The sequence below is a fragment of the Pseudoalteromonas sp. NEC-BIFX-2020_015 genome, assembly GCF_012952265.1.
GTDB classification, from domain to species: Bacteria; Pseudomonadota; Gammaproteobacteria; order Enterobacterales; family Alteromonadaceae; genus Pseudoalteromonas; species Pseudoalteromonas neustonica.
In genome coordinates, this window is record NZ_JABCJL010000005.1 from 155,478 (window position 1) to 178,225 (window position 22,748).

The 22,748-nt window shown below is 40.0% G+C and carries 15 protein-coding genes; 11 read left to right on the forward strand and 4 right to left on the reverse strand.

The genetic code is table 11. The features are described 5' to 3' along the window. The 4 genes from rng to tldD are packed head-to-tail and all read left to right on the forward strand — an operon-like array spanning position 1 to position 7,586. Positions 1-1,473, forward strand: coding sequence for a ribonuclease G (gene rng / locus HH219_RS05650; protein ID WP_054204835.1), 1,473 nt, complete (start codon positions 1-3; stop codon positions 1,471-1,473). After that, on the forward strand, positions 1,473-5,321 hold the full coding sequence (locus HH219_RS05655; protein WP_169326876.1) for a YhdP family protein: 3,849 nt from the start codon (positions 1,473-1,475) through the stop codon (positions 5,319-5,321). Before rng ends, HH219_RS05655 begins: the two co-directional genes overlap by 1 nt. A gap of 19 nt (positions 5,322-5,340) precedes the next feature. Further along, positions 5,341-6,150, forward strand: a complete 810-nt coding sequence (locus HH219_RS05660) for a carbon-nitrogen hydrolase family protein (RefSeq protein ID WP_169326903.1) — start codon at positions 5,341-5,343, stop codon at positions 6,148-6,150. Continuing rightward, positions 6,147-7,586, forward strand: a complete 1,440-nt coding sequence (gene tldD, locus HH219_RS05665) for a metalloprotease TldD (RefSeq protein ID WP_054204833.1) — start codon at positions 6,147-6,149, stop codon at positions 7,584-7,586. Before HH219_RS05660 ends, tldD begins: the two co-directional genes overlap by 4 nt. A 24-nt stretch (positions 7,587-7,610) precedes the next feature. Here the strand turns inward: tldD and HH219_RS05670 are convergent, their stop codons facing one another. Next, complete coding sequence (locus HH219_RS05670; protein ID WP_169326877.1) at positions 7,611-8,315, reverse strand: transporter substrate-binding domain-containing protein; 705 nt, start codon at positions 8,313-8,315, stop codon at positions 7,611-7,613. Positions 8,316-8,377: 62 nt separating this feature from the next. Between HH219_RS05670 and HH219_RS05675 the strand changes: the two genes are divergently transcribed. Beyond that, a complete protein-coding gene (locus tag HH219_RS05675; protein WP_169326878.1) occupies positions 8,378-10,381 on the forward strand; it encodes an ATP-binding protein in 2,004 nt (667 codons plus the stop codon). 102 nt (positions 10,382-10,483) lie between these two features. Then, positions 10,484-11,053 carry a DUF2799 domain-containing protein gene (locus HH219_RS05680; protein WP_169326879.1) on the forward strand — a complete coding sequence of 190 codons (570 nt, stop codon included), beginning with the start codon at positions 10,484-10,486 and terminating at the stop codon, positions 11,051-11,053. 108 nt (positions 11,054-11,161) lie between these two features. Here the strand turns inward: HH219_RS05680 and HH219_RS05685 are convergent, their stop codons facing one another. Next, positions 11,162-11,989 (reverse strand): mechanosensitive ion channel family protein, encoded by an 828-nt coding sequence (locus tag HH219_RS05685; RefSeq protein ID WP_169326880.1) that lies wholly within the window; start codon positions 11,987-11,989, stop codon positions 11,162-11,164. A 167-nt stretch (positions 11,990-12,156) separates the two neighbouring features. Further along, a complete protein-coding gene (gene gorA, locus HH219_RS05690; protein WP_169326881.1) occupies positions 12,157-13,518 on the reverse strand; it encodes a glutathione-disulfide reductase in 1,362 nt (453 codons plus the stop codon). A gap of 130 nt (positions 13,519-13,648) precedes the next feature. On the opposite strand from gorA, the gene prlC reads away from it, so the two are divergent. The 5 genes from prlC (at position 13,649) to HH219_RS05715 (ending at position 20,405) form a co-directional block, all read left to right on the forward strand. Then, on the forward strand, positions 13,649-15,700 hold the full coding sequence (prlC, locus tag HH219_RS05695; RefSeq protein WP_169326882.1) for an oligopeptidase A: 2,052 nt from the start codon (positions 13,649-13,651) through the stop codon (positions 15,698-15,700). A 120-nt stretch (positions 15,701-15,820) separates the two neighbouring features. Further along, on the forward strand, positions 15,821-17,002 hold the full coding sequence (locus HH219_RS05700; RefSeq protein WP_169326883.1) for a response regulator: 1,182 nt from the start codon (positions 15,821-15,823) through the stop codon (positions 17,000-17,002). A 57-nt stretch (positions 17,003-17,059) separates the two neighbouring features. Next, positions 17,060-17,815, forward strand: a complete 756-nt coding sequence (locus HH219_RS05705; protein ID WP_054204824.1) for a class I SAM-dependent methyltransferase — start codon at positions 17,060-17,062, stop codon at positions 17,813-17,815. 118 nt (positions 17,816-17,933) lie between these two features. Beyond that, positions 17,934-19,859: a methyl-accepting chemotaxis protein gene (locus tag HH219_RS05710; protein ID WP_064435805.1), complete on the forward strand. Its 1,926-nt coding sequence runs from the start codon at positions 17,934-17,936 to the stop codon at positions 19,857-19,859. Positions 19,860-19,931: 72 nt separating this feature from the next. Continuing rightward, complete coding sequence (locus tag HH219_RS05715) at positions 19,932-20,405, forward strand: peroxiredoxin (RefSeq protein ID WP_054204822.1); 474 nt, start codon at positions 19,932-19,934, stop codon at positions 20,403-20,405. A 105-nt stretch (positions 20,406-20,510) separates the two neighbouring features. Here HH219_RS05715 and HH219_RS05720 read toward each other — a convergent pair whose 3' ends face one another. Then, the gene (locus tag HH219_RS05720) at positions 20,511-22,658 is read right to left on the reverse strand and encodes a S8 family peptidase (protein ID WP_169326884.1); all 2,148 of its coding nucleotides are present in this window, start codon (positions 22,656-22,658) and stop codon (positions 20,511-20,513) included. Positions 22,659-22,748: the final 90 nt, after the last annotated feature.

Here is a 22,748-nt window from a genome sequence, read left to right on the forward strand (position 1 = left end):
ATGAGTATAGAATTACTGATCAACGTCACTCCGAGTGAAAGTCGTGTTGCTTTGATAGAAAATGGCGTATTACAAGAGATCCAACTAGAGCGAATTGGTAACTTAGGGATTGTTGGTAATATTTACTTAGGTAAAATTAGTCGCGTATTGCCGGGTATGCAAGCCGCATTTGTTGATATTGGTTTAGACAAGGCTGCATTTCTACATGCATCAGATATCGTTAATAGTGCTTCAATTGTAGAAGGTGTTGACGATCAACCAATAAAAAAAGTGCAAGACATCCGTGAGCTAGTTCGTCAAGGACAGTACATTATGGTGCAAGTGGTAAAAGATCCACTGGGTACTAAAGGTGCGCGTTTAACCACAGATATTACAATTCCTTCGCGTTATTTAGTTTTTATGCCGGATGCAACTCACGTGGGTGTGAGTCAGCGCATAGAAACAGAAGAGGAACGCGCGCGATTAAAAAATATTGTTGCTGATTATTCCGATGAAAACGGCAGCTTTATTGTTCGCACAGCAGCAGAGGGTGCAAACGAAGCTGAACTGCGCCACGACGCACAGTTTTTAAAAAAATTGTGGGAAAAAATAGTCGCAAAACGCAAAAAAACCAGCAAAGAAAGCATCCTTCATGAAGACTTAACTCTCGCATTTAGAACCTTACGTGATTATGTAGGTGAGGACATGGAGCGCATTAGAGTTGATTCAAAGTTAACATATGAAGAACTAAAAGCCTTCACTGCTGAATTTGTACCGATACTCTCAGAGGTACTTGAATACTACCCAGGTGAGCGCCCGATTTTTGATTTATTTGATGTTGAAAACGAAATTCAAAAAGCACTACATCGTAAAGTGGAACTTAAATCAGGTGGGTATTTAATTATCGACCAAACTGAAGCAATGACCACGGTTGATGTAAATACAGGTGCCTTTGTTGGTCACAGGAATTTAGAAGAAACCATTTTTAATACTAATGTTGAAGCTACTTCGGCAATAGCTCGTCAGCTTAGGTTACGAAATTTAGGTGGCATAATCATCATCGATTTTATTGATATGATTAGTGAAGATCATAAACGCCGCGTATTACATTCACTGGAGTCGGCACTGGGTAAAGATCGTGCTAAATCAAACATTAATGGCTTATCTGCGCTTGGTTTAGTTGAAATGACACGAAAACGAACGCGAGAAAGCTTAGAGCATATTTTATGTGATGTGTGTCCCGCGTGTTCAGGACGAGGTTCGCAAAAAACAGTAGAAACCGTTTGCTATGAAATACTGCGTGAAATTGTACGTGTGAACAGAGCATATGCAGCAGACAAATTTATGGTTTATGCAGCACCAGCTGTGAGTGAGGCCTTGATTAATGATGAATATCATAACCTTGCAGAGCTTGAATTATTTATTGGCAAGCAAGTCAGCATTCAAACCGAAAGCCTCTATAGTCAAGAGCAGTTTGATGTGGTTATGATGTAATGAAAGCAAAGACGGCCTGTTTTTTTTGTATCCGTAAGTTATGGCAAGCCTGTGCTATAACATTGGTGCTGCTGGCCGTTATTGTGTCCGTATTAAAATATACACTCCCGTACGCTAATGATTATAAAGGTGACTTAGAAAATTACCTTTATGAAAAGTTTGCCGTTAATCTGTCAATTGGCGCTATCTCAGCGAGTTGGCATGGCAAAGGACCCTCTATTGTATTGGAAGAAATTTCCTTTGAAGATAATCAAATATCACCTATCGCATTGACGATTGCCAAAGCAAGCTTTGAGTTAAATGTATGGGAAACCATCAAAACGCAGCAATTAAAATCCAGCTACTTTGTAATTAACGGCTTTCATGCCAATGTTAATATACCGAGCATGTTGGATTCAAAAAGTACGGATGTATCTTTTGAGCAAAAAGAACTAATTGAAGGTTTATTCCTAGGTGAAACCGGGCATTTTGCTGTAGAGAATAGCAGTCTTAATTTTATGCTGGGAGATGGTAAAGACCGCCGTTTAATTCTTGAAAATATTGTTTGGCAGAACGAACCTGAACAGCATCTAGGAAGTGGTACTTTGGCGTTGCCGGGGATTTCGGTTGGCACGTTTGATGCGCGTTTAGCGCTCGTTGGCACTACTTTAGAAAGCATGGCTGGTGATGTTTATATACAAGCTGGCAATGTTGATGTTTCTAAGTGGCTTGCGCAATATATTAATGCTAGTAAAGAGCAGCTCAATTCAGATATTAATTTAGAGTCCTGGGTGAGTATTGAAAAAGGCTTAATTAAAGATGTCACCGTTAAATGGTTACCCAGCTATATTAATTGGCAGCAAGATACAAAAAATCACCAATTTAGCTTAAGTGAAGGGGGGTTTCACCTTTATCCATTTCAGCAAGGTTGGCGTTTAAAAAGTACGGGTTTAGGCATTAAAAATGATCAGCAATATTGGCCTGATTTTCAATTTGAAGCGCAGCTAGATAAAAAACAAAAGCAGTTTTGGATACAGCAACTTGATTTTGACTTGGTTTCAAAACTGGCTCAATTAAGCAACTTTGCAGTCCTTGATCAACTTATCAACCTTCAACCAAGTGGGCAAGTTGATTACGCTTACTTTCAATATTCGTCTCCTGAGCAATGGCAATTATGGTTTGAAGCGCAGCGGCTAGGCTGGCTTGCTAAGCAAGGTATTCCAGGCGCGCAAGATTTACGTATTGATGGATTGTTAAATCAAGACTATGGGCGCATTAACTTATTTGGCGAGCATAACCAATTACTCACCGGCGATACGTTTAGTCATCCAATAAAATATAATCAGCTCAATATGCAAATTGATTTGGCCAGCAGTGAGCAAGGCTGGCAGATCAGCAGTGATAATATTTGGCTTGATAATGATGAGGCAACAATTGCCGCTGAAATGAAGCTTAGCTTAGGGGGGCAACCTAGGCTTGATTTATACGCCGAAGCATTCGTTCCTAACGCGAGTATTGTAAGTCATTACTTCCCACTCCCAGTTATGACCAATAGTTTAGTTGATTATTTAACTGGTGCGATTAAAGGGGGCGAAATACCACAAGCGCAAGTGTTGTTTTCAGGGCCATTAACAGGTTTCCCGTTTGCTGATAATTCAGGGCAGTTTGAAGTGTTAGCCCAAGTTGATCAAGCACATTATCAATTTGCGCCTAATTGGCCTGCAGTGACAAAAGGTAGCGCAAAGCTGCATTTTGAAAATGAACGTATGGATATTTACTCTCAACAAGGTGAACTTGTCAATTTAGCCGTGGGTAATGCAGTGCATGTGAGTATTGCAGATCTAATGGATGCAGACATTCTTAATGTTAAAATTAACAAGCAAGCAGATGTAAAAAAACTATTACCTTTTTTTAAAGCCACCCCCATTGAAGATCCTCTGGCAAATGTATTTGAAGTGATCCAAGGCCAAGGTGAAGCGAGTGCGGATATAGAGTTGTTGGTTGATTTAAATGACCTGAATGTAAATGCCAAAGGGGTTGTTAACTTAAGCAAACTCCCCGTTTATTTAGCGCAACCAGGCGTACAATTAGAGCAAGTAACAGGCAAACTGTATTTTAATGATGACCATATAAGCTTAAAAAATGCCGAAGCAACGTGGTTAGGTATGCCGCTTAAGGTTAACTTTGATGGTAAAAGTATCAAAGATAGCTACCGTGGTGATGTGGACATTAAAGCACAATTAAACGCACACACCTTGATTAAGCACGGGCAAGGTCTTTTAAAAGATTATTTAAGTGGCGAAAGTGAAGTTGCTATAAATATAGGGCTTAATTTTTTAGCTGATGGTTTTAATTATCATGCCAACGTGAGCTCTCAACTTAAAGGGCTCAAAAGTGAATTACCTGCGCCTTATACCAAAAATGCAGAGCAAGTTTGGCCACTTAGCGCCGTTATTCAAGGCGATAATATTTCAAACTTGATCACTGCTAATATCAATAAAAACGTGTACTTTAATGGAATTTTAGCCAACGACACTGGCCAACTCAGCAATGCTCATTTAATTTTAGGGGCACAAGATTTAGGTTTGAACCGTGAAAACTTAACGGTAGCGATCAATTTAGATCAAACCGATCTGCTGCCATGGCTTGGTTTAATTAAACAAATAGTGAGCATTAACCAAACAGCATCTGATGCTCAAGGAATACTTCCTCCCCTCAACGAAGTGGTTGGCAAGGTGCAGCAATTAACGATCGCGGATATTGCATTTAATGATTTCGAAATGCGTTTAGCGCCTGTTGATAACGACTTAAGTTTAAAGCTGAACGCCAAAGAATTACGCTCGCAGGTGTTTATTCCTTTAGGGCAATTAAGTCGTCCTATCCATATTGCTACTGATTATTTAAGAGTTAACTTTACACCTTCAAATGACAACTCCAATATACCAAAAATTCCTGAAAACTATACATGGTTGAACGATTTACCCGCAATAGAATTTGAGTGCGCAGACTGTAAAGTGGCAAGCTACCAACTAGATAAAGTGAGCGCATCGTTTTATGGTGATGGGCAAAAACTAACGGTATCAGAATTAGTTGTTGATAAAAGTAAGCATATTTTACGCGCTAAAGGTGAATGGAAAAATGGGCTCACACAGTTTAATGGCAATATGCAAAGTACTGATATAGGTGAATTATTTGATGAATTTGATATAACCACCACAGTTAAAGACTCAACCGCAGATATTAAATTTGATTTAGCGTGGCAAGATGCACCTTATCAATTTGATATACCCAGTTTATCAGGGAATTTAGATTGGCAATTAGGCGAAGGCCATTTAGCTGAAGTAAGTGATGGTGGAGCGCGGGTGTTTTCATTACTGAGCCTAGATTCATTGGTGCGTAAGCTTAAGCTCGACTTTAGAGATGTTTTTTCAAAGGGGTTTTTCTATAACAGCATGCAAGGCACTATGCAGTTGGACAAAGGCATTGCTTATACGCAAGACACTAAAATGGATGGTGTACCCGCAGATTTAACCATTAAGGGCCACACTAACCTTAATACCATGGAAATTGATTACGACCTAGCGGTTGCCCCGCAAGTAACCTCAAGTATTCCCGTGATAGTTGCGTGGATGGTAAACCCTGTTACCGGTTTAGCTGCGTTGGCGATTGACAAAGTACTTCATTCTGCGCGGGTTATCTCGGAAATAAATTTTAAAGTTAGCGGCAGTATGAGCGATCCTGTTGTACAGGAAGTTGATCGTAAAAGTCGCGAAGTAACTATTCCGCAAGCTGCACAAAATCAGCCACAAGCAGCGCAAAAGTCTCATGAGTTAACACTCAAAGACGCCGCAGTGACAGCCACTCAATGAGAGTTTTATTATGCAACCAATGATAGTTGCTATGCAGATGTGCTCAGGCGTGTGTGCAGATGAGAATATCAATCAACTTAAACAACTACTTTTAAAGCTCCCTAAAACACGGCCATTACTGGTGTGTTTACCTGAGAGCTTTTTAGTGTTTGGCAAAAGTGGCCAATATGCATTAGCCGTAGCAAAGCAAAGTGATTATTATCAACAGCAATTAAGTGCTTTGTGTCGTTTACATGATATTTGGTTAGCAGCAGGCACATTACCGATCAGTGCTAAAAATGATCGCTATTTTGCAGCATCGCTACTATTTAATAGCAGTGGCGAGGTGTTAGCGCAGTACAACAAAATTCATTTATTTGATGTTGATGTGGCGGATGGCACGGGTTCATACCGAGAATCAAACTTCACACAAGCAGGTGAAAACGTGGTCGTGGTTGATTCTCCATTTGGTAAAATCGGCCTCACAGTATGTTATGATCTTAGATTCAGTGGTTTATTTAGTGCATTGCAACGTCAAGGGGCTGAAGTTATTTTAGTGCCTAGTGCATTTACTACGGTCACTGGCGAAGCGCATTGGCAACCTTTATTAAAGGCCAGAGCGATTGAAACACAAAGTTATGTAATTGCCGCTGCACAAGCGGGGCAACATGAAAACGGCCGCGCAACATACGGCCACAGCATTATTATTTCTCCTTGGGGCGACGTCCTCAGTGAGCTTGCAAATGGCATAGGGTTTATTGGCTGCCAGCCAGATTTGAACCAATTACATGCCATTCGTCGAGATATGCCCGTGCAATCTCACCAACGATTTAGAGAGCATTTATTATGAATACGGTTGAACAGCATTTATTACACGACAGCCAGCTAAATCGAGAAGAACTCGAAAAAACGCTTGGTTTTATTCATCAGCATAATGTTGATTACGCTGATCTTTATTTTCAATCTAGTCACCATGAATCATGGGTACTGGAAGATGGCTTAGTTAAAGAAGGCTCTTACAATGTTGAGCGCGGTGTCGGTGTGCGCGCTGTAAGTGGTGAAAAAACGGGCTTTTCGTACTCAGATGCAATCAATCTTGAGGCGCTTAACAAAGCCGCTACAGCTGCGCGTAGTATCGCCGAGGCGGGTGAGAGTAAAGCAATTCAAGTCTTTAGTGATGTAAAAGCCAAGCAGCAGTTTGCACCATTACAGCCAATTCAAAGTATGAGCGATAACGACAAAGTAAGCTTGTTACGTGAGCTTGAAAATTATATTCGCGAACTAGCCCCAGATGCAGAGCAAGTGATTAGCTCAATGTCAGCCGTCTATGAAGAGATATTAATTGCCGCAAGCGATGGTACATTTGCTACTGATATTCGCCCATTGATCCGCTTAAACTGCTCAGTACTACTTGAAAAAGAGGGTCGACGTGAACGCGGTGGCGCAGGTGGCGGCGCACGTTTAGATTATGGTTATTTTAAAGAGTTAGTCGATGGCAAACCACGTTGGATGGAATACGCAGAAGAAGCCGTTCGCCAAGCAAAAGTAAACCTAGAAGCCATTGATGCACCTGCTGGTAGTATGGAAGTGGTACTTGGTGCCGGCTGGCCTGGCGTATTACTACACGAAGCTGTTGGCCATGGTTTAGAAGGTGATTTTAACCGTAAAGGTGCATCAGCATTTAGCGGTAAAGTAGGTGAGAAAGTCGCATCTGAGTTATGTACTGTGGTAGATGATGGCACTATAGCCGATCGCCGTGGTTCACTTAACGTAGATGATGAAGGCACACCAGCGGCTTACAATGTGCTGATTGAAAACGGTATTTTAAAAGGGTATATGCAAGACAAGCTAAATGCACGTTTGATGGGAGTAAACCCAACAGGCAATGCGCGCCGTGAATCATACGCCCATTTACCTATGCCACGTATGACCAACACCTACATGTTAGGCGGCGAGCACAGCCAAGCAGACATAATCAGTACTGTTAAAAAGGGTATCTTTGCACCAAACTTTGGTGGCGGCCAAGTAGATATTACTTCAGGTAAGTTTGTATTTAGTGCCTCAGAAGCGTACTTGATCGAAAATGGCAAAATCACACAACCAATTAAAGGCGCAACTTTAATTGGTAACGGCCCAGAGGTAATGCAACAAATCTCGATGGTAGGTAACGATTTAGCGCTTGATAAAGGCGTAGGCGTATGTGGTAAAGACGGTCAAAGTGTTCCGGTTGGCGTGGGTCAGCCAAGCCTTAAAATTGATAACCTAACGGTTGGTGGTACAGCTTAAAAAGAAATATCAGGCTAGGCTGGTTTACTGATTATCCAGCTTAGTCAAACCACGGTTTAATATTTCGAGATACTTCAAACTGCTAGGGTGAACTTTAGAAAAAGCCACAAAAATTTCTATTGAATCGCCAGGAGGTCCCTTGATGAGCTTATTTTCTAGGTTATTTGTAGTGATGAGCTCTCCTGCAATGTCATCAAAAAGGATGAGTGCATCTAGTCGGTGAGAGGAAAGCTTTTTAAGGTTTTGCTCATGGTTTTTAACTCGTTCAATTTTAAGCCCAACTTCATTCTTATCAATAAAGTCACCGTAGTCATAACCAATAATAGCCCCAATGCGAGTGTTTTTATTTAACTCTTCTTTAGTACTTACAATAAGCGGTTTATTATGCCAATAGTAAAAGTGAGATTTAACGGTATATAAAGGTGATTTGTGAAATAAAAATTGCTCTTTGGTTTCATCAGTCTTAGCTACGTTGACGCCTAAAATAGCATTGCCAGTTTTTAATAAATTAAGAATTCTGGCGAAAGGCAGCACTTTAATGTTTACCTTTACGCCTTCAAGCGCAAAAGCTTCTATAACCTTTTGATTGCTTATCCCTGATCCGTCAGCGTATGAGTAAGGAGGCCAGCCATCTTCTGCGTATAACGTGATGCCTGCATCATTCGCTAGTAAGTTCATACTACACACTATAGTAAATAAAACTGCGATTTTAAAAAATAATGCTTTCATATTTTTTGTAATCCGAAAAATAAACTAAAGTTGTATAAAAGAGTAGCAGAGAGAATGTGTATATGCCGCAATTTGCAGCATTAAAATCTGATTTAATTTTTCAATTTAAGCACAGTAATTTATCCAAAAAATTACTGTCCTATATATTACTTTTTAGCTCATTATTTGCTGCTTTGGCAACGGTTTTACAAATTACGTGGGATTTTAATAATCGAGTTGAACAAATAAATAGCTCGCTTAGTTATATTGATATTAGCTTCACTAAGCCGCTTGCACAAAGTTTATGGAGTTTTGACGAAGAGCAATTAACTATTTTGATCCACGGCGTTGAAGATATCCCCGATATTGATTCATTAAAAATAGAGCAGGTTATTCAAGGTGAGCGAACGACTTTTTATGATTCTGGAACTGATGGTTCAGGTTCAGTTCTCGCTGCAAGTTTCACTTTATATTATGAAGAGACACTCGTTGGTGAGCTGCATGTTTCGGCATCATTAACGAAGGTTTATGGTGAGTTATTAAGAAAGTCGGTATTAATTTTATTTATTCAGTTTATTAAAACGATTATTGTTTCTGCTTGTGTGTTACTTGTTATGTACTATCTGCTTATCAGACACTTAAACTTTATTGTTAATTTTTTAAGAAGTACACCATTTGTCCCAGGTTCCGTGCCGGAATTACGTTTACCTGGGCGCGAAAAATGCCAGCACGATAAAGCCGATGAGCTAGATGAGCTAGCTAGTGCTTTTAATCGTTTACATCAAGAAATAAGCTCAACAATGAATGAACGACAAAAAATTATTGAACTACTTCAAGATGAGCAAGATTTTTCTGAAACAGTAATTGAAACAATGTCTTCATTATTGGTGTGTACCGATGAGAATTTTGTAATCCAACGTTTTAACAAAGCTGTTGAGCAAGTGCTCGCGATGGAAAATACTCAAATTAAAGGGCAGCTGTGGCAACAGCTTTTTACACAAAATAGAGATTTTAAAAATGTTAGTGATAAATTTTTATCATCAAGAAAACAGCATGTAATACAGCTTAAAATAAGCACCGCCAATAACAATGAAGAGATCATAGAGTGGCAATGCGCACCCATACACCACAAAGGTAAACTTGCAGCCTATATTTTCAATGGTCACGTAATTACTCCTCTTATTCAAGCTGAGATAGCTTTAACCGATCTAAATCAGCAGCTTGAAGAGAAGGTGATACAAAGGACAGAGAAATTAAACGAAAGTAATCAAATGCTTAAAAATACGCTGGATGAACTTAAATTTACACAGTCGCACTTGCTTGAATCAGAAAAAATGGCCTCATTAGGTGGTTTAGTAGCAGGTGTTGCCCATGAAATAAATACTCCTTTAGGCGTGAGTATTACTACTGCAAGCTATGCTAAAGAACAAGTTAAAAATATGATAGATAAGTATACTCAGGGGAAAGTGTCTAAAAGTGATTTTGGTTGTTTTTTAGATAACATGGCCCAGTCAACCCAATTAATTGAACATAATCTTCATCGTGCAGCGGAATTAGTTTCAAGCTTTAAACAAGTTGCTGTCGATCAGGTTTCAGAGCAAAGTTACCGCTTTAATATACGCACAAATTTAGAGCAGATCATTCAATCACTTTCACATGAAATAAAGCAATCTAATTGTACCGTGAAGATTAACTGCCCAGAAAGCATAGAGATTGATAGTTATCCAAGTCATTTTATTCAAATTTACACCAATTTAATCTGCAACTCTATTATTCATGGATTCAAAGATTGGGGCGCAGAAAAGGTAATATCTATTAATGTCAGTCAAGAGCAGCAAAAAATAAAAATCATATACCAAGATACTGGCTGTGGCTTAACGCCAGAGATGAAAAATAAGATATTTGATCCTTTTGTAACCTCAAAAAGAGGATCGGGTTGTTGCGGCTTAGGCACACATATTGTTTATAACTTAGTAACTCAGCTGTTTGCAGGAACAATTACATGCCATTCAGAACTGAATAAAGGGATAGATTTTATTATTGAGTTACCTATTAGAGAGCAAAATGTAGAAGTACAGCCTTGTTAGGTAGGGCTTGTTTATTTACAGGGAACTTCTGAGTTTATTGATATGGCCCTAAAGAAGGAATAGTATGCTTGCATATTAAAATGAAAACAGATGTTATTTTTTATGATTAAAAAATGTGTTTTTAGCCTAGCCCTTATTACTCTTAGCGGCTGTACGAGCCTATCGCAAGAAGAGTGCGCATACGCGAATTGGCAGCAGCTTGGCTATGATCATGGCCAATCAGGAAAAACTTACAGCCAAGGTGTTGATACCGTAACAGCCTGTCAGGAGTTTGGTATTTCACCTGACGTTGCACAGTATAAAGAAGGTTATGACAATGGCTTGCGATATTATTGTAAACCTGAAAACGGCTTTGCAGTGGGTATTCGTGGTGAGTCATTTAATGGTGTATGCAACAGCAAACAATTTCGAAAGGCGTGGGAAGAGGGCAATGATCGTTACCAAGTCGAAGTAAGAAAAACCGAAATAAAAAATCGGCTAGACACAATAAACAGACGGCTTGAAATAATCAGAAACGAATTAAGTGCTGCAAATATATCGAGTAACGAACGTGCAGTACTAATTAACGAGCGAAGAGATCTTGATGATGAGCGCAATGATTTAAGAAGAGAGCGTGCGCTTATTCCACTGTTAAATAAGCTACCGTCAGTTCATATTGACTATGAACTATAAAAACCTTGGTACACATCAAGTTTAAAAGCGATGTGTACCAATTGTATTATTTTAAGGCCTAAATTCAAGAGAATATTAAGCTCTACCTTGGTTGAAAATAAACACGGCCTAGCCTCGAGTCTCTTTTTTTTTTGCCTCGTTATACCACAGCGTCATAAAGCACTCTGTTAGTTTATGCTCTATTTGAAGCGCCTTGTCTGTTGGGCAAAATAGCGTAAAGCTTGCTTTAAACTCACCTATTTCAGTGGTGCCAAAATGAATTTCAGGCGCGGGGCCTGAAATTTTAGCATCCAGCTTTCTCTCAATAATTGAATTATAACGGCTTGCTACTTCTTCAAATTCTTCACAATGGCGTTTGGCTTCATCCATTAAATTTTCATAAATTGGATAAGGGTTAAAGCTTTCTTTACGGATAATAGTAAAGTGGTGTGTTGCAAAGCGTTTTACAAAGTTTAAATTTTTAATTGGGCTGGTGATCAGTTTATTATTTGGTATATATATGGTTTTTCTGGAAAATTGATAGGTGTGCATATCAATTTCATGCATAGTAGTTTTGATCCAATCAGTTTCAGCCACTTCACCATAATACTCACCAACTTGGATCCAATCGCCTATTCTAAATGGCCGTGTTGTTACCAAGTAGAAAAAGCCAATCACACATTGAATAAACTCTCGCGTAGCAAGTACAATCGCAACAGCAAATGCAGCAATAGACAGCGCAAAGTTTTGTATTTCAGTTGACCAAACAAACAGCAGTGATAACACCATCACAAAATTAATAAAATGCTTAATGTTGTGTGCAATGTAGCGAATGTCTTTTTCTTTTTTCTCTGCACGATTTCGCGCTAACTTATCAACAAGCATTTTTAGGATGAATGCAATTGTTAGCATTATCAATGAAATAAGAAATGGATGTAGTAGTATATCTTTGATCATAACTTCCTAATAGGCTGAATAAATTTAGCATTATCATAGTGGGCGCTTTATGAAACACAATGAAAGCATCGCACTTTTTACAATGGCTGTAATTTAACATTAATAACAACAAAAAACCCCTTAGAAAATTAATCCTAAGGGGTTTTTTATGTTAATAAGCGCAGGGCTTATCTCATCGTCACAAATTCCTCTGAGCCTGTTGGATGTAGTGCTACAACGGCGTCAAAATCAGCTTTGGTAGCGCCCATTTTCATAGCAACCGCAAAGCCTTGAATCATTTCATCAACAGCAAAGCCTAAGCCGTGTAAGCCAACCACTTTCTCGTCAGGGCCTGCACACACTAGCATCATGTTACATGCTTGGCGGTGCTGGGTAACTGCAGTGTACATAGCTGCAAAGCTTGATTTGTACACTTTTACGTTTTCTTCACCGTACTGTGAGATTGCCTCTTGCTCAGTTAAACCTATCGTTCCAATCGGCGGGTGACTAAATACCACGGTAGGCACTAAGCTGTAATCCATTTTCAGATCATCTGGCATGTCTTTATTAAACAACCGCTCTGACAGTGTACGCCCTGCTTTTACTGCAACAGGAGTAAGCTCAATGCCGCCTTCGATGATATCGCCTACAGCATAAACATTTTTTGCTGTGGTATTTTGGTATTCATCAACTTTAACAAAACCGCTTTCGTTTACTTCAACACCAGCAGCTGCAAGGTTAATTTTATCGGTTGTTGGCTGGCGGCCAATTGCCCAAATTACTTGGTCAACGTTTTGGCTATAACCGTTTTCAAAGTGAATGGTTAAGCTACCATCGCTTTCTTTAACCACTTCTTTTGGTGAACATTCGGTATGCAGCGTAGGGCCTTCTTTAGCCATAATATCAACCAGTGTGTCGATTATGTATGGGTCAAAGGTGCGCAGTGGTTTACTTTTACGAACAAATAAATGAGTTTCAGTGCCTAGGCTATGTAGTACGCCTGCGATCTCAACGGCAATATAACCAGCGCCCACAACAGCAACGCGTTTTGGTTGCTCGTTCAGCTCAAAAAAGCCATTTGAATCAATGCCGTGTTCAGCACCTGGAATATTTGGAATGCTAGGGCGACCGCCTACGGCAATTAAAATATGATCAGCTGTGTATAGTTCGCCATCTACTTCAACGGTTTTACTATCAATAAATTTAGCAAAACCTTTTATTACAGTAACCCCGTTTTTCGCTAGGCCATTATCATACCCTTTGTGAATACGACCAATATAAGCTTCGCGACTTTCAACTAATTTACTCCAGTTAAAATCTTTTACTTCAACATTAAAACCGTAATCAGGAGCATATAAATTAATTGCTTCAGCAATTTGAGCGCCATGCCACATTACTTTTTTTGGTACACAGCCTACGTTTACGCAGGTGCCACCCATATGTTTTGCTTCAATTAATGCAACGTTTGCGCCGCGCATTGCCGCACGGTTAGCTGAACCGATCCCGCCGCTTCCGCCGCCAATTGCAATGTAGTCAAAATGCTGAGCCATAGTTAGTCCTCAAAGATGAAATGATCATATTAACGTGATGATAGCACAAGGAAGACCTGTTAAAAGCCCCTTGTATTTCATCAGTTCGCCCCAACTTCAAAATGATATTCGCAATGATTTGAGAGCTAACATGACCGATTTAACAAATAACCCACTCGTAGGCCTTGAAGGCTTACCGCCATTTTCAAAAATTAAACCTGAGCATGTTGTCCCAGCGCTAAAACACGCAATAGAACAATGCCGTACAAAAATAGACGACGTGTTAGCTAATAAATCATTTACATGGAATGACTTGGTACTGCCACTAGAAGAAGTTGATGACAAACTGTCACGTGTTTTTTCACCGGTATCACACCTAAATTCAGTATTAAACAGCGATGCACTTCGCGAAGCGTATGAGCAATGTTTACCGATTATTTCAGAGTATTCTACCTTTGTGGGCCAGCATCAAGGCCTCTATGAGGCATATAATGCATTGCACAATAGCGATGAATTTAAAAGCTTAACGACAGCTCAACAAAAATCGATCACTAATGCACTGCGCGACTTTGAGTTATCAGGTATTGCATTAGCGCCAGAGCAGCAAAAGCGTTACGGCGAAATCAGTGCGCGTTTATCTGAATTAGCAGCAAAATTTGGTAATAATGTTATGGACGCCACACTTGCTTGGCAAAAGCACATAACAGATGAAAGCGAATTAGCTGGTTTACCAGAGTCAGCATTAGCGTTGGCAGCAGAAACTGCAAAAAATAAAGAATTAGACGGTTGGGTGTTTACTTTAGATTTCCCATCTTACCTACCTATTATGATGTACGCCGATAATCGTGAGCTTCGTGAAGAAGCGTATACGGCATTTGTAACGCGCGCATCTGACCAAGGTCCGAATGCTGAGGAGTTTGATAACTCAGCGATTATGAGTGAAGAGCTAGCGCTACGTCATGAAATATCGCAGTTGTTAGGCTTTGCAAGTTATGCTGAAAAATCACTGGCAACAAAAATGGCTGAAACACCAGAGCAAGTATTCTCATTTTTAGAAGACTTAGCGGTTAAATCTAAGCCACAAGCAAAACAAGAGTTGGCTGAGCTACAAACATTCGCAAAAGAAAAACACGCTATAGAGCAGTTATCGGCATGGGATTACGCTTATTATGGTGAAAAACTAAAACAAGAAAAATACGCAATTTCAGACGAAGTACTGCGTCCTTATTTCCCAGCAGATAAAGTGCTAGGTGGCTTATTTGAAACAGTAAACCGTTTATTTGGTATTACTGTAAAAGAGCTGAATGACATTGATACTTATCACAAAGATGTACGCTTTTTTGAAGTTTACGACAGTAGCAATACGTTACGTGGCCGTTTTTACTTAGATTTATACGCGCGTGATCATAAACGTGGTGGCGCATGGATGGACGATTGCATGGGACGTAAAATCCGTGCCAATGGCGAGCTACAAACACCGGTTGCCTACTTAGTGTGTAACTTTAATAAAGCGGTGGGTGATAAGCCTGCACTGTTTACGCATGACGAAGTAACAACCTTGTTCCATGAGTTTGGTCACGGTATTCACCACATGCTAACGCAAATTGATGCCGCGCCTGTGGCAGGAATTAATGGTGTTGCATGGGATGCCGTTGAGCTACCAAGTCAGTTTTTAGAAAATTGGTGTTTTGAAGAACAAGCACTTAATTTTATTTCAGGCCATTTTGAAACAGGTGAGCCATTACCAAAAGAGTTACTTGATAAGCTGCTTGCGGCTAAAAACTATAACTCAGGCATGCAAATGCTGCGTCAGATAGAGCTTTCACTGTTTGATTTTAGAATCCACAATGATTATCAAGCAGGAGATGAATGCCAAATTCAAGCATCTTTAGATAAAGTGCGAGATCATACTGCAGTTGTTAAACCACCCGCGTTTAATCGTTTTCAGCATGGCTTTAGTCACATATTTGCAGGTGGTTATAGCGCAGGTTATTACTCATATAAATGGGCCGAAGTATTGTCAGCTGATGCTTTTTCTAAGTTTGAAGAAGAGGGAATTTTTAACGCTGAAACAGGTAAAGCCTTTATGCAGCATATTTTAGAAAAAGGCGGCAGCGAAGAACCAATGGAATTATTTAAAAACTTCCGAGGCCGTGAGCCAAATATAGACGCATTATTGCGCCATAGCGGCATTACTGCATAGTCAGTTTTTAAGTAAAAAAGCGCCTTATGGCGCTTTTTTACTATTTAGAGTAATAAATTGTCGCAAAATAATCCCTCCGTACTATGCTTTTTTAAGTAACTCATTAAAAGGGAATGGAGCATGACAAAACTGGTATTAGCGATTGACGATGATAAATACGTTCACCATGTCATTGAAGAATCATTAGCAGGGTTTTGTAAATTAATTCATGCAAAAAATGGCGAGGAAGGATTAAGGTTAGCATTAAAATACAACCCAGATATTATTTTACTCGATGTTGAAATGCCTGGTAAATCAGGTTATCAAGTCTGTACTGAATTAAAAAATAGTAACCAAACCAAAGACACGCCCGTGATGTTTTTATCAGGAAAAAGTGAATTGCCCGAGCGTGTTAAAGGGTATAACGCCGGCGCTGCAGATTACATCGTCAAGCCTTTTAACGCACAAGAATTAATGGCCCGAATACAAGTGCTTTATGAGTATCGTCAGCATTCAAATAAGCTAAAAGATGATATTAAAAAAGCGGAGATCACTGCTGAAATAGCGATGACAGATTCAGGCGATATGGGGCGAATAATGCGCTATGTTGGGCAAAGTTATCATGCCCATGATATACAAACTTTATCTGAGTATTTTTTCGAATTTTTTAAACCCTTAGATCTTGAGGTTATTGTTGCTTTTTGGTATCAGGAAATAGGCGTTTTTTGTACTACAGATGGCTGTGTTTGCCCATTAGAGCAAGAGCTACTAGAAAAGCATCGTTATGCTAACCGATTTGTTGATTTTAGCAGTTGTACAATTATTAATTTCCCTAAAGTATCTATTTTAATTAAAAATATGCCTTTGAGTGATGTTGCACTTTATGGCCGCTATAAGGATTTATTCCCGCACCTTTTAGAGGTTACTAACGCTAAAATTCAAGATATGGAAGTAAACGAAAAAGCACTTTCGCAAGCGCATAACGTAGGCAATGCTTTTTCGGAGCTATCAGAGTTAATGTTTGCAAACAGTGATACCCGAGAGCAGGCTGTGGATCAAATGACAGAGCAATTGTCAGAAATTCGTAAAACCATGCAGCAATATCCGGAGCTAGCCAATAATCAAGCGTTAGCCCTTAATGTTGAACAGTTAGAAAAAACACAGTTATTGTTTGCATCACTCAATGATGATTTAGGATTTGTAAAATATCAGCTTAATCACATTATTGACTCACGTACTGAATTAATTGATAGCTTAAGTAAAATAGCCACACCAGAGTTTACAGATAATATTACGTCACAAACTGATATTGAGCTATTTTAGTGCTATAGCGCTTTGCAGTTGATATACTTCGCGAGCTATTTACGGTCGGAGTTTATTTTGGTTATACAGTGTCCTTTTAAAGAATTACGTCATTATCTTACAGGTATTGAGCAGCGCTTTGGGCTTGAAAAATGGGCTGCAGAAACGTCTGGTTTTTCACTTCATTATGGTGAAGATGGTTTAACACTTCGTAAAACAGATGAGCCAAAGCTTGGCGCGATAAGCGTTGACTTTGTGACCGGAGCGGTTGCCCATAGGCGCAAGTTTGGGGGTGGTAAAGGTCAATCAATTGCTAAAGCGGTAGGGTTAAATAAAGGCGCCACACCCGTTGTACTTGATGCAACAGCAGGGCTTGGCCGCGATGGTTTTGTTTTAGCATCTTTAGGCTGTAAAGTGATTTTACATGAACGCCATCCAGTTGTTGCCGCATTACTTTATGATGGTTTAGAGCGTGCTTATAACGACATTGAAATAGGCCCATGGATGAAAGAAAACATGAGCTTAGTGTTTGGTTCAAGTCATACATTATTGGCCCAATGTGAAAGTATGCCCGACGTGGTTTACCTTGATCCTATGTTTCCGCATCGTGAAAAGTCTGCATTAGTAAAAAAAGAAATGCGGGTATTTCAAGACTTAGTAGGAGCAGACAACGATGCTGATGACTTACTTGAATTTGCATATCCTCTTGCCAGTAAGCGCGTTGTAGTTAAGCGTCCCGATTACGCGCCATTTTTGAACAACAAAACCCCCAGCATGCAAATTAAAACGAAAAAGAACCGCTTCGATGTTTATGTAAAAGCGGCAATGGTATAAGTCTTTTTTCTTATTAAATGTTTTTGTCCCCATTAATTTATGTGTTTTAGTGGTTTTTCATTAAACTGTCATAAATAGTTAATAGTGTAAGCGCGCAGTCATTCAGAGGAATCAACTCATGCGCGTGTCATCATTTACTCGTTTATTAGCTATTTTGTTGGCGCTCGCCAGTTTACTTTTAGGCGGTACTTTGTATTGGGCAAGTCAAACCTTAGTTAAATTAGAGCACCAAGATCAATCATATAACCAGCTAAAAAATAGTATATTAATTGATCTTGAAAGCTCGTTAGAAGATTATTTAGACCAAGGTGATAGCCAATATTTGGGGCAAGCATCTGATTTAATTACAGAGTTAAAAAACACTCAACTCACCATTTTACCCACGATTTTAAAGCAGCAGTTAAACTCACAACTGAGCCAACTTGATACCGATATAAAAGGCAAATACCGCGCTCTTGGTAAACTTTCAGGTAATGAAACCGCATTGCTAGATAATGCCTTGAGGCAAATGGCTGGATCAGCATCTTCACTAATTAGTTATGCTAACAAGTCTGCACAGCAAAATACGAATACACACACTTATTACCAACTAGCCAGTGATTATTACAGCGAAGTCACAACCTTGTCGCTTTTTACTTATCAATTGATCCTTAATTTTGATCAAGATACCCAAAAAAACTTACAGCAAAGCGTAAACAACTTAAACCACTTAGCACAGCAAATTGAAAGCCTTGAAAATTTAGGTGTGATGAGTGACGTTGATGAAGACAGTTTATTTATAGATGAAGAAGCTGAAGATTTAGCTGATGAGATAAAAGCAGAGTTAAGTAGTTGGCCTAATCGTTATCCGCGTGATTTAGCTAATACCATAGATCAGGCTCAGCAGCGTCAAGTTGGTATACATGCTTTACGTAAGCAAATCAGTACATTGTCTGGCACAGTCATAAATGCAGAGCAACAACTTAAAGCCGAGCAAGGTATTTTAAAGCAACAAGTATTAGTGGTGTTTTGTGTTGCGATAGGCATGTTAGTGATACTTGCAGTGGGTGTATACGTTGTGCAGCGTAACCAAGTATTAACGCCGTTACGCCAATTACGAGATGGGTTTGCATTTTTGATTGAAAGCAATGAATTAAAAAATATTGAAAGTAAAAACCCAAAAACCGAAGTCGGTGAAATCGCTAATTATTTTAACCAACTAATTGAACAGCAACGTATTGAAGCGCAAGAGCGGGCACAAATGCTCAAGGTTGTTAACGATTTTATGCAAGAAATGAGTGTGCATTTACACACGATTAGTCAGCAAACAGATGCTAGTCATCATCAAGTGGAGCAAAATCAAAGTTTACTGGCTGATATTCAACAAATAGGTGAGCAGGTAAATGCAATTAATGGTCAAGTTGCAGATAACGCCAAGCATACTTTCTCAGCGATGGATAAAAGCTTAGGGTTTGCAGAAAATATGCTAAGTGCAAGCTCGCATACACAAGAACGCGTAGGGCAAGGTTTACATAGCCTACAAGAGCTATTAAGTGGCGTACAAGATGTAGGCCAAATTATAGAGGTTATTCGGAACATTGCTGATCAAACTAATTTACTTGCACTTAATGCTGCCATTGAATCAGCACGAGCAGGGGAACATGGCCGGGGATTTGCGGTTGTGGCTGACGAAGTGCGTAAGTTAGCACGGCAAACACAAGGCTCATTGAGTGATATAAATAATCAGTTGAACCTATTAAGTGAAAATTCCACCATGGTCTCAACTCAAATTTCGGCGCTGGCAGATGATGCCCAATTGCAAACAAGTAATGCTCAAGATCTTAAACGCAACTCAGAAGGAGTGGCAAGCAGCGCACAAGATGCAAATAAAGTGGCATTTGATGCAATGGAATTAGCAAAGCAGCAAAACTCACTATTAGATAATTTTAGTCAATCAATGCAAAGCATGAAAGGGCAAGTGAGTGAATCAAGCAACTTAGTGAGCGACATTCACCAACGCTTGCAACAACAGATGCAAACAATCCGTGGTAGCTTGGGGTTATGATGGTAGGGTTGATTTTGCTTTTGTGATACTTTTAGTCGCAATGAATCCAGAGTCAATTTAAAAGGAAATACCATGATTTCTCAAAACCAAACATTACCAGCGGTTAGCCTTACACAATTAACCGAAGACGGCATGCAAACGCTGACCAACGAAACGTTGTTTGCGGGTAAAAAAGTAGTGTTATTTGCAGTGCCTGGCGCGTTTACACCCACGTGTTCAAATGCACATTTACCAGAGTTTATTACGCTTGCTGATAAAATCAAAGCCAACGGCGTGGATGCTATTTACTGCGTATCAGTGAACGATGCATTTGTAATGAAAGCATGGGGCGAAGCGCATAACGCACAAGAAATTGAAATGCTAGCTGATGGCGATGCCAGCTTTACAAAAGCACTTGGTTTAGATAAAGATACAGCCGGTTTTGGTGGTGTTAGATCAACGCGTTACGCAATGATTGTTGATGACCAAAAAGTGACAGGTCTATTTGTTGAGCAAGGTAAAGAGTTTGTAGTAAGTAGAGCTGAAGCAGTACTTGCTGAACTTTAAACTTGAAGAATAAAGCTAAACTAAAAAAGCCGAACTCTCGTTCGGCTAAAAATTACCAGGGGAACTGGCTAAGTTAGTAAGCGTGATTTTTACTCACGCTATACTTTATGGCTTGTACTGAGCGTCGATAGTAACACCTGAAAATGTACTATACGCATTAGCACTTAAATGCCATGTTCCAGCTTGTGGATTAGTAAAGGTACATGTTTCAGCATTACCATTTTTGTACGGACGACAATCATAGCTAGACGTTGTTGGTCGGCTACCAGCTTTAACAAATAAATCCGCATCACCAGTACCACCAGACATAGTCACTGTAAAGCTTGCCATACCTGCTGGTACATCTAGCGTATAATGTTTCCATTGACCTGCACTTGCTGAAATGTCAGCAACAGTGCCGCCGCCAGCTTGTGGTGCACCCGTGCCACCGCCTGAAGTGGTTAGATTACCCACTAAACTAACAGCAGAGTAAGCAGAGTAACCGCGTAGCATTACATGATAAGTCCCTGCGGTAGGGTTATCGATAGAGCACTCTTCACTGTTGCCCCCTTTGTATGGGCGACAATCGTAAGTTGATGACGTTGGTTTGCTGCCTGCACGCACATACATATCAGCATCACCTGAACCACCGCTCATTGTAAATGTCACGTTTGTAGCACCATTTGGTACGGTCATTGTGTAAAAAGTTTCGCTATTTGCAGCGCCGCTTAACCCTGTTTTTGCTTGGCCATCAGCAAGTTCATTACCACCTGGTGGTGTAGCTCCACCTGACGCAGCAGCAACGGCCGCAGCGGCATCAACAATACCTGTACCACAGTTATTGCATGTTGCAGCAAATGAACGTGTTGTTGATTTTAAGATGCTTTCAATTTCATCAGGCGTTGCATTTGGTTTAGCTTGCTTGATAAGTGCAGCAACACCGGCAACGTGAGGTGCCGCCATTGATGTACCTTGTGAGTAATGATAGCTGTCACCCGTTGGGCTAGATGAACCTGAGTTATGCGTTGAAAGCACACCTTCAGAATCATTAGCAAAGCTTTGCGCGCCACCTGGTGCTGCAACATCAATGTTAGAACCATAGTTTGAATAGTAAGCACGGCCACCATTACGGCCAACCGATGCCACATTAACAACACCACTACAGTTACCAGGGTTATAGTTTGCAGAGTTATCGTTATCATTACCTGCTGCAATAACAATTACAGTACCATTGCCACGAGCTTGATTGATTGCAGACTGAGTTGTTGAACTACAAGAACCCGCGCCGCCTAAACTCATATTAATTACATCAGCTGGGTTTGCGTTACTCGGTACGCCGGATACAGAACCACCTGATGCCCAAATAATACCGTCGGCGATATCAGACGTTAAACCACCACACTTACCAAGTACACGTACAGGCACAACTTTAGAATCATACGCAACACCAGCAACACCTTCGCCATTATTAGTTACAGCGGCAACAGTACCCGCAACATGAGTTCCATGCCAGCTAGAGTTTTGGTTAGATGCTGGAACTGGTTGGCCCAATTGATTTGTGCCACATTCACCAGTATTAGTTGCATCACCCGGATCGCGCGCATCGCTATCACGTGCGCCACCATCGTTAGCTACAAACGTATCTGAGATCATGTCATAGCCAGGTAAAATATTGGCATTTAAATCAACATGTGGACGATAACCAGTATCAAGTACGGCAACGACTACACCGCTACCTGTCGCAGTATCCCACGCTGTTGGTAAGTTAAGACCACCCGCTTGCTCATAATAATGCCATTGATCGTTGTAACGCGGATCGTTAGGCGTAGCAAACGGCTGTAACATTTGGTCAATTTCGATGTATTCAACATTGCCAGATGCAATCATCTCTTGCATGAATTCTTGTGTTTCATCAGCGTTAAGGTTTTTGTCTACACGCATAACGTGATGATTACTTAATGCCATTGGGCGAACATATTGTGCCTTAACTTTAGCTTTCTTGCTTGTAAATGCACTCACAAAACCTTGCGCTTTTTGGTTCATCATTTGTGGGCTTGCGTCAGCAACCGAGAAAGTAGCCATATCATTACTGTTATTTTTATATTTAATGATAAAGCGAGTACCAAGTGCACTTTGCCCTTGAAGCTTAGCTGTTGTGTCAGCCATTGATGGCATGATTACTTGACTTGGATTAGCCATGCTTGATGATGCAGCGAAAAGCGTACCCAAAGTGAGGGCTACAGCGCATTTTTTAAATGTTGTACTTGTTGTCATAATTATCCCTAGATTGTTATTGGTTTCTTCGCAATGAGATGTCGCGAAGTGGTACAAAGGTAAATTATATGTTAAAAAGGTTAAAATAAC